Here is a 13,710-nt window from a genome sequence, read left to right on the forward strand (position 1 = left end):
ACGATCTGCCTCTTGCAATATCCGAACAATCTGTTCGTCTGAAAACCGTACTCTCTTCATACCTGCTCCTTAGGTTGAAGGAGTCATTATCTCTAAAAGCTTTTGGTCTGAAAATCCCAGGACAGGTCAATCTTCTTAAGCCTGGCATTTTCAGCTTCAAGCTCTTTCATACGAGCCATCATCGAGGTGTCCATACCGCCATATTTAGAGCGCCACTTGTAAAAAGTAGCCGTGCTGATGGCCAGCTCACGACAAATATCAGGCACTGCTAGGCCGGCATCGACCCTTTTTAGGGCATCCATGATTTGGCTATCGGTAAATTTAGAACGTTTCATGCAGAACTCCTCTAATAGAGAAAATTCTACCTTTAAGGCCGGTTAACCTAGGGGATGATTACCCTACCCCCTCAATTCCAGCATCTTTTAGAGCCTGATTAAAGGCTTTATTAAAGCAAAATGGTCTATTAGGAATGCGAGCGCTATTGAACACCAGCTCGTCTTCCTTGCCGCGCTTAAAGCGTTTTAGCTCAGCCATTGCTGTATCGGTAATCACGCATATATGAGGACTTCCGTTTTTAGTCTTTCCTAACTTAATTTCGCTGCGCTCTATGTCTATATCAGACCAGCATAGCTCGACTAGGTTACCTCTGCGAGCCCCTGTCGTCATTGCAAGCATGATGATGAGTGGAAGCTTCTTCCACCGTGAGAGACGAGCCATTTTGATTAGTTGCTCATATTCATGCTTCGACAAGAAGCGAGTTCGTCCTTGGCTTTCAGGACGCTTTTCAGTATCACTGACTGGGTTAGACCACCCTCTAGGAAAAAGACGGCGACGGCGCCCGTAAGTTAGAAGAGCTTGAAGAGTAGATCGATATCGATTAATGGTCGAGTTCGCCAATTGCTTTCCTGATGGTGATGCTTCTTCAAGATGTACGAGTATGTCCTCGACATCTTCACCAGTGAGCTCATGCGCAACTCGATTGCCGTAAAAAGTCGTAAACCAGGTTAATCTGGTTAAAACCGTTGAGCTTTTAGCAATGCTGACATTATTGATGAATAGGCTAGCTAGGTCGCTAACCGTTAGATTTTGCACAATTGGCGTTTGTGCGGTGTTTTTAACCATTTCTGTAACTCCTGATAAAAGTTTTGAAGAACTATTACCAATCGTCTCGAAAGGGGCTACACATTTAAAGCTTGGTGGGTCGGGCGAGATTCGAACTCGCGACCAACGGATTAAAAGTCCGCTGCTCTACCGACTGAGCTACCGACCCAGTTAAGCCATAAATTATAGCAAGAAGTTTGTAGGCGATCCCTTGGTCTGCGGTGTCTGCCCGTAAGCCCTTGTAGTTACAAGTAGCTTATGAGTTCGCTCTTCTGGCGACTGCTGGATTTTTGGAAAAATAATCCTTAATCCCCTTCAGAATAGCCTCAGCAATGCGGTCCTGGTAGCCATCATCATTCAGTCTGACTTCTTCTTGAGGATTACTAATAAAGGCAGTTTCTACCAAGATAGAAGGGATGTCTGGTGCCTTTAAAACAGCAAAGCTGGCTTGCTCTACCTTTCCTTTATGTAAGGGCGCAAAACCACTAATTTGCTTCAGAATAGAGTTTCCAACCTGCAGCGAGTCTTTAATCTGAGCAGTGGTTGACATATCTAGGAGTAGATTAGCTACCTGTCGATCTTGGGTCTTGATATTGATGCCACCAATCAAGTCTGAAGCATTTTCTTTATTGGCCATCCAGCGTGCCATTGAGCTACTAGCACCCATTTGCGAAAGTGCAAATACGGAAGCACCTTTGGCGTGTGGCTGAATAAATGCATCCGCATGAATAGAAACAAAAAGATCCGCCTCAACTCGTCTGGCTTTTTGTACTCTCACATGCAGAGGTACAAAATAATCACCATCTCTAGTTAAAAAAGGGCGCATATAGGCTTCACCCTCTATCTTGTCTTTGAGTCGTTTTGCAATCGAGAGTACTACGTGCTTTTCTCTAGAACCTAATGAGCCGATTGCACCCGGATCTTCGCCACCATGACCAGGATCAATGGCAATGGTGATCAGGCGTTTGTACTTAGCAGCTGCCGGAGCTTCTTTAGCCTCAGGTATGGCTTGTGCCACTGGCGACTTTGGCGCCTCCTTTTTAGTAGCAAACTGCGCAATGAAATCTACTTCTTCATTTGATTTAGCTAGAGCACTTTCTTTACGAGCGCTGCTTTTTACTAACTCCATCAAGGGATCAGGTGGAGTGGTAGGGTACAAATCAAAGACCATGCGGTAGTTGTATTCACCAACGGGGTCTAATGTGAAGAGTTGAGGCTTGATCGGTTCTTTTAAGTCGAATACTAAGCGCACTACTCCTGGCTGAAACTGACCTACTCTTACTTGCGCAATATAAGGATCATTAGGCTTGACCTTGGCTACTAAATCTCTCAAAGTGGGATTGAGCTCCAAGCCTTGCACATCAACTACCAGGCGATCAGGATTGCTGAGGATTTGCTGGCTAACAGGTAATGGTGTATCAGATTCTAGAGTAATGCGGGTGTAGTCCTCTGATGGCCAGACACGCACACCCAATATCTTGGCGCCCCAAGCAATCTCCACTTCTGTAAAAAGCAGTGCAAAGCTCAAGAACTTCGCTGAAGTTTTGAGATGCTGCCTTCGCGCAAGATTCGTTTGTTGAATAGTTTTTTTAATACCCATTTACTTGCTTAAATTCTGTATTACATGATTCAGAACATGGTGGCCATCATTCAGGAGTGCTGTCATCGTCACTGATCTCTCATTCTCATTTACGCCTGGGAGTAATTCAATTCGTAGATCGAATGGTGGTAGAGTGCCTTCAGCTTTTTCTGGCCACTCAATTAAACAAAAGCCAGGAATATCAAAATATTCTCCAAAACCAGCTTCTTGCCATTCCAGAGGATCACGCATTCGGTAGAGATCAAAATGATGCGCGGTAAATTCACCACTATTGGTTTTGAGTGTGTAAGGCTCGCACAAGGTATAGGTTGGACTTTTGACCTTGCCCGCATAAGCCATTGATTGAATTAAATATCGTGCGAAGGTGGTCTTGCCTGCCCCTAAATTGCCAACTAGGGAGATATTGAGATGTCCCTGTGGATTTTGCTCCATAAAACCAGTAATGCTGGCGGCAAGTTGTTTGGCAAGGCTGGCGGTATCCGCTTCCTGCCTACAATGTTGCTTAATTATTGCTAATGGTGTTTCTGGGGTTTGAGCCATTGTTCTAGTTTATTCAATTATTGCGCTACATTCTCTATTCATATGCCTTTATCTGCCCATTCCTCTGCTCTAGACGAGTCCAAGTTACGTGCTTGGCTTGGAGAAAAGGCTATGGAGTTGGGATTCGATGGTTTGCGCATTACGGATACCCACCTGGGCTTGGCAAGTGAGCGTTTGCAGGAGTGGTTGGCAGATGGGCGTCATGGCCAGATGGAATACATGCAACGTCATGCAGATCTGCGTGCTGATCCACAGCGATTAGTGCCAGGTACTGTACGCGTCATTTGCGTCACCATGAACTATCTGCCACCCGATATTAATCTTGATGCTGAGTGGCAACGCATAGAGGATCCCTCTCAAGCAGTGGTCTCAATGTATGCCAGAGGTCGCGACTATCACAAAGTCTTACGTCATCGCTTGCAAGAATTTGCCAACGCTATCGAAGAAAAAATTGGCACTTTTGGATATCGTGTATTTACGGATTCAGCCCCTTTAATGGAAGTGGAGCTTGCTCGTAAAGCGGGTTTAGGTTGGCGTGGAAAACATACGCTCTTACTCAATCGTGAATCTGGCTCTACTTTTTTTTTGGGTGAGATCTTGGTCGATGTACCACTCCCAATCGATGAAGCGCAAGACGAACATTGTGGTACTTGTCAGTCGTGTATTGATGTTTGTCCAACACAAGCCATTACTGCGCCATACCAATTAGATGCACGCCGCTGTATCTCCTATCTCACCATTGAGAACCCTCAGGCCATTCCAATGGAGTTTCGCAGAGCAATGGGTAATCGCGTTTATGGTTGCGATGATTGTCAGTTGATTTGTCCATGGAATAAGTTTGCTAAGCGCACACAATTGCCAGACTTTGCACAGCGTCATGGTTTGGGACAGGCTAGTCTTTTGCATTTGTGGTCATGGACTGAAGTAGAGTTTGAAGAGCGCCATGAAGGCAGTGCGATTCGACGCATTGGTTATAGCCGCTGGCGCCGTAATCTCGCGGTCGCAATGGGTAATGCCCTAGCCAATCCAGTAGTAGCTAATGCAGACAAGAAAGCTATTCGAAAAGCCTTGAGTGAAGGTCTCTCATCAGCAGATGCACTCGTTGCGGAACATATTGAGTGGGCTCTCAATCCCATTCCTTAGGCAAGCTTAGACAATAATGAAGCCTAGCTCTTACAATTAGCCTATGTCATCAGCCGACCAACCTTATATTGATCCTAGCGAAATTGCATTAGAGGGTTCGGCAGCGGAGCGCTTTAAAAGTCCTCGCGATGCATTTTGGGTGGGAATGCGTGATGCAGCTGGAGCACCAGCCATGGTGCTCTTTGCTGGCATGGTGGGTTTTGGAGCCATGGGCAAAACCAATGGCTTTGATGTTTGGTTCACCACCTCTACCTCATTTTTTATGTTTGCCTTGCCAGGGCAGGTGGTCTTACTAGAAATGGCGATCACTGGTTCATCCGTCATTGCAATTGCTTTGGCAGTAACCTTAACTTCGACCCGCTTCATCACGATGACGGTGACACTCTTTCCGCAGTTTCATCAGAAGGATCGCAATCGAAGCTTATATGCTTCCGTCCATTTATTGGCCATGACGGCATGGGCAATTTCGATGCGTGAGTTTCATGCGATAGAGACTAAGCACCGCTTGGCCTATTTTGTAGGCCTTGGTTTACTCTGTTGGTTAATTTCGATTCCTGGAACGATCTTGGGTTTCTATTTAGCTGGCATGGTGCCGCCTGCTGTAACGCTGGGTCTAGTCTTTATTAATCCACTCTTCTTCTTATTAACGTTTACCGAAGTCAAACCTTGGATTAATCGTATTGCTCTTTTCATGGGTTGTATTTTTGGCCCGATCTTCTTTTTAATTGATCGCGATACCAGCTTACTAACGGCAGGTCTTGTAGGTGGGACTCTGGCTTACTTTATTGATCGCAAGTTCTTGCGTAAGAAAGCCGGAGTAGTAGGGTAATGAGTCCAATGGATACGATGACAAACGCGCTCTCGGGATGGGGTTTGTGGATTGCTCTAGTAGGCGCCTGTATTGGCACTTATTTCTGCAGAGCGATTGGTGTCATGCTTTCTCAAAGTATTAATCAAGAAAGCGAAATCTTTCGTTGGTTAGCGGCGGTGACCTACACCATGGTTGCTGCCTTGACGATTCGCCTGATCGTCATGCCTTTGGGTTTAATGGCTACCGTGCCTTTGTGGATTCGGATTTTGATTTGCGCCTTAGCGATTGGCGTGATGGTTTCTAAACCTTCTAAGCGTTTGGTTCCAGCCTTATTGACTGGAACCTTGCTGATGGTGGGTTATGGCGTGATTCGCTAAGCTTTTCATTCAACTGAAAGATGTGCCGCTAATATTCTGGCGATATGTACCGCTTCACGTTGCGTGCCGTCTGCAATTTGATGACGGCAACTAGTGCCATCCGCTACTACCCAACTATCGGGTGATTTACGAATGCTCGGCAATAGGTTCGCTTCAGCCATTTGCTTAGATACCTCGATATGCTCGGCTTCATAGCCAAAGCTACCGGCCATGCCGCAGCAAGACGATTCAATTAATTGAGGCTCTGCGTTAGGAATGAGTTTGAGTAGTTCCATGGCAGGTGTCACAGCTGCAAAAGACTTCTGATGGCAATGCCCATGAAAAAGGACCGGCTTACTGGCGGCTTTGAGTTGCAGGTTGAGTTTGCCTGCTTTCGCTTTGCTGGCTAAAAACTCTTCTAAGAGTTGCGCTTGCTGCGATACGGTCACTGCTCGCTCCCCAAAACCCATCACCAAAGCCTCATCTTTTAAGGTAAAGAGACAAGAAGGCTCAAGACCAATAATTGGAATATTCATTTGCGCGTAGGGTGCGAGATGATCGATGAGTTCACCGAGTGTTTCTTTGGCTTTATCCACCATGCCAGCTGCAAGGTAAGTTCTGCCGCAGCAAAATTCTTTGGAGCAAGTGTTTTGTTCTTTATTTTTAGCCTTGTTCTGACTCTTGTGCGGAATATGAATACGATAGCCAGCAGCAGTAAGAACGGTTATTGCCGCCTGCAGATTTTCATCTTCGAAGTAAGCATTAAAGGTATCGGCTAATAGCACTACCCCTGGTTGATTTGATAAGGCCTCAGGACTAAATTGATAGGGTGCGATTGCTTTTGGCTTACTCCAGAAAGTATTACCTTTCCAAATTGGCAAACTTCTTTGGGCGGAGATACCCATGATCCATTCTTGTAGCTTGGCAATCGGTGCAATGCGATTGCGCAGATTGAGGATCACTGGCAAGAGTGGAATACTGCTAATCGTGCCGGCATACTTGGGAAGATACGCCACTGCTAGATCACGTAAAGAATGACCAACCCGTTTCTTATAGGCTGATAGAAACTCAATTTTCATCTTGGCCATATCAACGCCAGTAGGGCATTCACGACGACAGGCTTTGCAACTCACACACAATTCCATCACCTCTTTAATGGCATCGCTGCCAAGTGGTGAAGTCTCGTCTTTGATATCGAGTTGATTGGAGAGTGCTAGGCGTAAGGTATTTGCTCTGCCGCGGGTCAGGTGTTTTTCATCCCGAGTCACACGATAACTGGGACACATCACCTCCGCATCAAACTTACGGCAGTGGCCATTGTTATTGCACATCTCAACTGCTTTAGCTAAACCCATTGCGGGATCACCACCGGTGCCGGGCGCGGTAGTTTCTTCAGTAACAGGATTATTTTGTACGTTCCAAGCTGACCAATCTAATGCAGGCTGTAATGGAATCACTTGATAACTTGGCGAAAATCGAAAGTTACTCGCATCATCCATCTTTGGTGGATTAATAATCTTGCCTGGATTAAATAGTCCCTGAGGATCAAAGGCATGCTTGATTTCTGCAAGAGCTTCAGTGATCTTGGGGCCAAATTGCCATGAGATCCATTCACCACGACACAAGCCATCGCCATGTTCACCACTGTAAGCACCTTTGTATTTACGTACCAAGGCAGACGCTTCTTCGGCAACAGCACGCATCTTTTGGGCGCCATCTCTGCGCATATCAAGAATGGGTCGGACATGCAAAGTACCAACTGAAGCATGGGCATACCAAGTGCCGCGTGAACCATATTTAGAAAAGACATCCGTTAAGGCTTGGGTGTAATCTGCCAGACTCTCTAGCGGAACTGCGCAGTCCTCAATAAAGCTCACTGGCTTGCCATCACCTTTTAAGCTCATCATGATATTTAGCCCCGCTTTACGCACCTCCCATAAATTCTTTTGTAAGGAAGCGTCTGGCATAGATACCACTGAACCGGGTAAGCCTAAGTCACCCATGAGCTCTTGTAATGCCATGATTTTTTCAAGCAAGGGAGCATGCGCTTCCCCTGAAAACTCTACCAACAGAATCGCTTCTGGAGTTTGCGCAGTATGGTCAATCAGTGCAGTCTCAATCGTCTTCTTAAAACTGGGATTACTGCGTGCTAGATCAATCATGGTGCGATCGACTAACTCTACTGCAGTAGGTCCAAGTTTCACAATGTGTTGAGCACTATCCATGGCTTTGTAAAAGCTCGCAAAGTTCACAATGCCAAGCACCTTATGTTTCGGTAGTGGTGCAAGTTTGAGTTTGAGAGATTTAAAGTAAGCCAGCGTACCTTCGCTACCCACTAAAAGATGTGAGAGATTCACGCTGCCATCTTGCGTATAAGGTAGTTCACTTTGAGGGTGAAAGATATCGAGGTTGTAACCAGCGACTCGTCTGAGTACTTTCGGAAAGTGAGCTTCGATCTCTGGTTGAAGTGTGTTTGCTAAACCTTTTACAAAGTCACCTAACTGCTTAGCAACACCAGAGCTATTGGCGTAATTACCAAACTCGGCAATTTGACCATTCGCCAGCCAAGCATTGATACCCAAGACGTTATGCACCATATTGCCGTAAGCAATAGAGCGGCTTCCACAAGAGTTATTACCTGCCATGCCTCCAATCGTGGCCTGCCCAGCAGTGGATACATCTACTGGATACCAAAGACCATGTTGCTTGAGGGAGCCATTGAGATGGTCCAGCACAATACCTGGCTCAACTTCCACGTAGCCTTGATTGAGATTGAGATCAAGAACATTTCTGAAGTATTTGCTATTATCAATCACCAGTGCAGCGCCAGTAGTCTGGCCACACTGACTGGTGCCACCACCCCTTGGTAATACTGGTACACCAAGCTCAGCCGCAATCTGAATGGCTGTAGCAATATCTTCTGCGGTCTTGGGGACAAACACTGCCACTGGCATGGCTTGATAAATAGAGGCATCGGTAGCGTAGCGACCACGACTTGCGCTATCGGTCATCACTTCGCCAGACGTTTCTTGGTGTAGGCGCTTTGCTAAGGTCGCTTGATCAATCATGACTTCTTTGAGGTCTAAGGGCTTATTCATTTAGCCATCTCCAGGCTGCTTGTTTCTGCTTTCAGAAGTTGCACGACAACATCACGCTTGTTCTGTACGTGCTGAATCATGATCTTGCGCATTCTCTGGCTATCACGTGCTTTTAAGGCATCGAGCATCTCTTGATGTTCTTCCACTGCCTTTTCCCATTTGACGCCGTCTTGGTTGGAGCGAAAGCGTAGCGCCTCGATACGAGTATTTACTTGAGTAAAGAGACGAGAGAGTACAGGGTTGTTCGCTGCTTGATTAATTAAATGATGGATACGTAGATTGAGTTTGTAATAACTCGATAAATCACGGCGCGCATACGAAGCCATCATTTCATACTGGAGTGCCTCTAATTCAGAGAGGCTGGCATCATTAATATGATTTGCAGCCAGCTCTCCAGAGAAGCCCTCTAAGTCGGCAATCACATCAAAGGTATGAATGACATCTTCCAAACTCAATTGCACAGCGATCGCTCCACGATTGGCGATCAACTCTACTAGGCCATCGGCAGCCAAGCGACGAATCGCTTCCCGAATCGGTGTGCGAGAAACATTCAGGCTTTCAGCTAATTCACGCTCATTCAGTTTGCTGCCTGGTGCAATCTTTCCCTCTACTAAGAGTGATCTGAGTTTTTGGAAGATTGCCTCATGCAGATTTTGGGAATTTGGCTGCTCTGCGACCGTCATATTGAGAACCTATAATTTGTATACAAAAATATCAATAAGTCATGATAAAGCATAAATTATGGCTTTAAATGCTTAAATTAAGGTTTATTTTTAGATTAAATGAAAATAAATTGTATACAAAATAGAAAATTGCCAAAATTTGTCATACACTACCGGCTGAAACGAGTTCCTAGAATTCACCCCCTTTTAAATACCTAAACCCATCCATAGCGAGACAAAGCATGTTGAAACTTGATAACCACCCATCAGGACGCCATTTTTTACATATACCTGGCCCAAGCCCAGTGCCTCCACGCGTATTACGTGCCATTAGCTATCAAACCATTGATCATCGTGGCCCCGAGTTTGGTGCGTTTGGCTTAAAGGTTTTGGATGGTATCAAGAAGATTTTCAAAACAGAGCAGCCGGTGATTATTTATTCCGCTTCCGGAACGGGATCATGGGAAGGCGCTTTAGTGAATGTGCTCAACCCTGGCGACACAGTCTTGTTTTATGAAACTGGTCAGTTCGCTAATTTATGGCGCGCACTTGGACAACGCCTCGGTCTGAAGGTCGAGGTCGTTGGTAAATCTGGACAAGATTCTTGGCGTTGGGGTGTAGATGCTGCTGTGATTGAAGAGCGTTTGCGTAAAGACACTCAGCATGAAATCAAAGCCGTTTGCGTAGTGCATAACGAAACATCGACTGGCGTTACTTCAAACATCGCCGCAGTACGTAAAGCGATCGACTCCTTAAAGCACCCCGCTTTGTTGTTGGTTGATAGCGTCTCTGGCCTTGGATCTGCAGACTACGAGCATGACAAGTGGGGCGCGGATGTGACTATTTCTGGTTCGCAAAAAGGTTTGATGTTGCCTCCAGGTATTGGCTTTAATGCCTTGTCAGTAAGAGCCATTGAAGTGAGCAAGCAAAACAAAATGCATAAAGCGTATTGGGCATGGGATGAAATATTGGAGTCCAATAAAAATGGTTACTGGCCAACTACACCCAGCACGAATTTAATGTACGGTTTGCATGAAGCGATGGACATGATGATGGCTGAAGGTTTGGACACAATCTTTGCGCGTCATCAGCGTTTGGCTGCCGCTTGTCGTGAAGCTGTTCATGCTTGGGGGCTCGAAATTCAATGTCAGGATAAGGATTGCTACTCTCCAGTGTTAACTTGTATCGCTACACCTGAAGGTATGGATGCCGACAAATTACGCAAACATGCTTTGGAGAAATTTAATCTCTCCTTAGGAACAGGCCTTGGAAAAATTAAGGGCAAAGCATTCCGCATTGGTCATTTGGGTGACTGTAATGAGCTCAATTTGATGGCTGCTTTAAGTGGGGTTGAAATGAGCTTGGGTGCTATGGGCTTTAAGCCTAAGGCTAGCGGTGTAGTGGCTGCTCAAGAATTCCTCAAATAACCACCATTTAGACCCTTTCGGTTGCGTATAGGGCAAAGGCAGGGTGCAGATCGTCCGGGGTCAGACTTAAAGGGCTGAGCCTGGCTGCAGCCTTTATAATTCAGGTACTTGTATTGATGGTACTTTCATCACATAAAACATATTCGAGACAATAGTATTTAAAAAGGATTCAACATGTTGGCAACTAAACCTTATTTAACTCAAGCGGATGCTCAAAAGATTCTGGATGCGGCCAACAAGCATGCCGCTGAAAATAATTGGGCAGTCACGATCGCTGTTTGTGATGATGGTGGACATGTACTAGGTTTGACCCGTCGTGACGGATGCGCACCAGTATCTGCTTACATTGCTCAAGAAAAAGCACGCACTGCTGCCATGGGTAAACGTGAAAGCCGCGTGTACGAAGAAATTATTAATAATGGTCGTACCTCTTTTTTATCTGTCCCACATATTTCGGGTATGTTAGAGGGTGGGGTTAATATCGAGGTAAATGGGTTTACCATCGGCGCAGTCGGCGTTTCCGGCGTTAAATCGACCGAGGATGCCGAAACCGCTAAGGCCGGCATTGCGGTCATCCTGTAAGTTACCTTGATCAATACTGCTACTGAAATAAATTCATCTACAGGGCTTGGCGACTTAGTCGTTCCTAGCGCCGACCCTAGTGTTACCCCTCCAGCAACAATTACTTTTGCTGATTTTGGTTTAGACCCGCTGATTCAAAAAGCGGTTGCTGAACAAGGCTATAACACTCCCACTCCGATTCAAGCGCAATCAATTCCGCATGTTTTAGCGGGGAGCGATTTAATGGGTGCTGCACAAACTGGTACTGGCAAAACAGCAGCCTTTGTATTGCCAATCATTCAAAAGATTTTGCGCCATGCTAGCAATAGTGCCTCACCCGCACGTCATCCGATTCGCGCCTTAGTTTTAACTCCAACCAGAGAGTTGGCGGTGCAGGTAGCTGAGAACGCTGCTAACTACTCGAAGCACACTGATCTGCGCGCTGCTGTGGTCTATGGTGGCGTGGATATGAAAGAGCAAGTTGCCATCTTGCGTAACGGTATTGAGATCTTGATTGCCACACCAGGTCGTTTGCTTGATCACATTGGGTCTAAAGTGGCTAATTTGTCCCAGGTAGAGATTCTGGTGCTAGATGAAGCCGATCGTATGCTCGATATGGGTTTCTTGCCTGATCTACAACGCATCATTAATTTGATTCCTGCGCAAAGACAGACCCTGTTGTTTTCGGCAACTTTCTCACCAGAGATTAAGAAGCTCGCGCAGAGTTATTTGCGTTCACCGGTAACGGTAGAGGTAGCTCGTCAAAATGCTGCGGCCGACACGGTTAAGCAAGTCATTCATATGGTGTCAGCAAGTGATAAGCAGCGTGCGATTGTCCAAGTCTTAGAAAGCCGTACGCGTCAAGGTTTATCGCGTCAGTGCATCATCTTCACCAATAGTCGTTTAGGTTGTGCCAAGTTAGCACGGGCCTTAGAGCGTGATGGTATTAAAGCAGGTGCGATTCATGGTGATAAGAGTCAGGGTGAGCGTACCTTAACTTTGGATGCATTCAAGTCTGGCGCGATTGAAGTGTTGGTGGCGACTGATGTGGCAGCGCGGGGTTTGGATATTCCAGATATGCCTTGCGTGATTAATCATGAGTTGCCTTATAACGCTGAAGACTTTATTCACCGCATCGGTCGAACAGGTCGTGCTGGTAGTAAAGGGGATGCGATTGCTTTAGTAGATGCCAGTGAAAAGCGTTTATTAGACGATATTGAAAAGCTAATGAAGCGTAAGTTAGATATCCAGCCTTTGCCTGAGGGTACTCCTGCTTATGCCAAGCCATCTACTAGTAGTAGTGCCCCAGCAAAAATGTCAGACCCATTTTTCTATAAGCCTTATGAGCCTAGCGCCGCACCACAGTCATCCGATGTAGTAAAGCCAGAAGTGAAAAAAGTGGGTATTGTGGCCGCTAAGCCAGCAGTTGGCGCCTTATTGGGCGGTTTTAAAAAGAAGTAATTAGCTCCAGGCATGAGTGGCTGCCAAGAGCCACTCTGCAATGGTGATCCTCTCACCATCAGGTAACCCACCCAATCCTAAATGTGTTGCAGCCTTGCGTAGCTCTGCAAGAGAATGTGTTTGATCTTGCGTATTAATTTGGGTTGCTAATGTTTGCTTACTCAATTTTTCGCCGTGTTCATCTAATACCAAGGGGAGATGTTTGTAATGCGGCGTTGTGTATCCCAAAAGAGTTTGTAAATATATTTGCCTAGCGGTGTTGCTTAGCAAATCTTCGCCACGTGCGATATGGGTAATACCTTGCTCTGCATCGTCTACGACTACGGCGAGTTGGTAAGTAAAGAGACCATCACTTCTGCGCAGGATAAAATCCCCGACTTGTTGATTGAGATTCTGACTTTGAGTGCCGAGGGCTAAATCCTCAAAATCAATCTGGCAATTTGGGGGCAGCGCAACTCGCCAAGCCGCCTTCAGGTCTGAAATTTCAGAACTTGTATGGCTCTCTAGTTGACTTGGTCTGCACGTTCCTGGATAAACCATCTCTTGATTGCGCGGTGTTTGAATTCCAAGCTCCGCTAGGGTATTGGTAATTGTTTGCCGAGAACAGGTGCAGGAATAGAGGCATTTAAGCTCATTGAGGCGTTCTAAAGCTTTTTGGTAGCGATCCTGATGTTTTGACTGAAAGGTGGGGGCTTCATCCCAGAAAAGGCCACATGCGAGCAATTGGGACTGAATGAGCTGATCAGCCCCAAGGATGCATCTAGGGGTATCCAGATCTTCTATTCTGAGCAGCCATTTACCACCATTCTTACGGGCATCTAACCAGCTTCCTAGGGCCGCAACCAGCGATCCCGCATGGAGTGGTCCGGTAGGCGAGGGGGCAAATCGCCCGCGATAGCCGTCGGCTGGGGATGAAGGGTTTTTGAGCTTGGACACAGCTAAAATCATCT

General features: G+C 46.2%; 12 protein-coding genes, 1 tRNA gene and 1 pseudogene. 6 read left to right on the forward strand and 8 right to left on the reverse strand.

All coding sequences use genetic code 11. The annotated features are described in order from the left end of the window. Positions 1-128: 128 nt before the first annotated feature. The 5 genes and pseudogenes from ICN35_RS02130 to tsaE form a co-directional block, all read right to left on the reverse strand. Positions 129-335 (reverse strand): annotated as a pseudogene (locus tag ICN35_RS02130) (transposase); the annotation flags it as partial. 58 nt (positions 336-393) lie between these two features. Then, a complete protein-coding gene (locus ICN35_RS02135; protein WP_216123893.1) occupies positions 394-1,122 on the reverse strand; it encodes a site-specific integrase in 729 nt (242 codons plus the stop codon). 72 nt (positions 1,123-1,194) lie between these two features. Further along, positions 1,195-1,270: transfer RNA gene (locus tag ICN35_RS02140), tRNA-Lys, on the reverse strand. 87 nt (positions 1,271-1,357) lie between these two features. After that, positions 1,358-2,701, reverse strand: a complete 1,344-nt coding sequence (locus tag ICN35_RS02145; protein ID WP_216123895.1) for an N-acetylmuramoyl-L-alanine amidase — start codon at positions 2,699-2,701, stop codon at positions 1,358-1,360. Beyond that, positions 2,702-3,241 (reverse strand): tRNA (adenosine(37)-N6)-threonylcarbamoyltransferase complex ATPase subunit type 1 TsaE, encoded by a 540-nt coding sequence (gene tsaE, locus ICN35_RS02150; RefSeq protein WP_216123904.1) that lies wholly within the window; start codon positions 3,239-3,241, stop codon positions 2,702-2,704. It lies immediately after the preceding gene. A gap of 42 nt (positions 3,242-3,283) precedes the next feature. On the opposite strand from tsaE, the gene queG reads away from it, so the two are divergent. From queG to ICN35_RS02165, 3 genes are read left to right on the forward strand one after another with little or no spacing between them, the layout of a single operon-like run. Then, positions 3,284-4,384 (forward strand): tRNA epoxyqueuosine(34) reductase QueG, encoded by a 1,101-nt coding sequence (queG, locus tag ICN35_RS02155; protein ID WP_216123905.1) that lies wholly within the window; start codon positions 3,284-3,286, stop codon positions 4,382-4,384. Between the two features lie 43 nt (positions 4,385-4,427). Beyond that, positions 4,428-5,213 (forward strand): AzlC family ABC transporter permease, encoded by a 786-nt coding sequence (locus tag ICN35_RS02160; RefSeq protein WP_216123908.1) that lies wholly within the window; start codon positions 4,428-4,430, stop codon positions 5,211-5,213. After that, the gene (locus ICN35_RS02165; RefSeq protein ID WP_215296582.1) at positions 5,213-5,572 is read left to right on the forward strand and encodes an AzlD domain-containing protein; all 360 of its coding nucleotides are present in this window, start codon (positions 5,213-5,215) and stop codon (positions 5,570-5,572) included. The genes ICN35_RS02160 and ICN35_RS02165 overlap by 1 nt, the downstream gene beginning before the upstream one ends. A 5-nt stretch (positions 5,573-5,577) precedes the next feature. On the opposite strand, the gene ICN35_RS02170 is transcribed toward ICN35_RS02165, so the two are convergent. Together ICN35_RS02170 and ICN35_RS02175 are read right to left on the reverse strand one after the other, a co-directional pair. Continuing rightward, positions 5,578-8,649 carry an FAD-binding and (Fe-S)-binding domain-containing protein gene (locus ICN35_RS02170; protein WP_216123910.1) on the reverse strand — a complete coding sequence of 1,024 codons (3,072 nt, stop codon included), beginning with the start codon at positions 8,647-8,649 and terminating at the stop codon, positions 5,578-5,580. Next, complete coding sequence (locus ICN35_RS02175; RefSeq protein WP_216123920.1) at positions 8,646-9,332, reverse strand: GntR family transcriptional regulator; 687 nt, start codon at positions 9,330-9,332, stop codon at positions 8,646-8,648. Before ICN35_RS02175 ends, ICN35_RS02170 begins: the two co-directional genes overlap by 4 nt. 221 nt (positions 9,333-9,553) lie before the next feature. On the opposite strand from ICN35_RS02175, the gene ICN35_RS02180 reads away from it, so the two are divergent. From ICN35_RS02180 to ICN35_RS02190, 3 genes are all read left to right on the forward strand, one after another. Then, entirely contained in the window at positions 9,554-10,738 is a 1,185-nt protein-coding gene (locus ICN35_RS02180; RefSeq protein ID WP_216123921.1) for an alanine--glyoxylate aminotransferase family protein, read from the forward strand. 177 nt (positions 10,739-10,915) lie between these two features. Further along, complete coding sequence (locus ICN35_RS02185) at positions 10,916-11,320, forward strand: heme-binding protein (protein WP_216124244.1); 405 nt, start codon at positions 10,916-10,918, stop codon at positions 11,318-11,320. 6 nt (positions 11,321-11,326) lie between these two features. Continuing rightward, entirely contained in the window at positions 11,327-12,760 is a 1,434-nt protein-coding gene (locus ICN35_RS02190; protein ID WP_216123922.1) for a DEAD/DEAH box helicase, read from the forward strand. On the opposite strand, the gene gluQRS is transcribed toward ICN35_RS02190, so the two are convergent. Continuing rightward, entirely contained in the window at positions 12,761-13,708 is a 948-nt protein-coding gene (gluQRS, locus tag ICN35_RS02195; RefSeq protein ID WP_216123924.1) for a tRNA glutamyl-Q(34) synthetase GluQRS, read from the reverse strand. Positions 13,709-13,710 lie beyond the last annotated feature (2 nt).

Origin of the sequence: Polynucleobacter sp. es-GGE-1 (assembly GCF_018882005.1) — a bacterium.
In the GTDB taxonomy this organism is placed as follows: domain Bacteria; phylum Pseudomonadota; class Gammaproteobacteria; order Burkholderiales; family Burkholderiaceae; genus Polynucleobacter.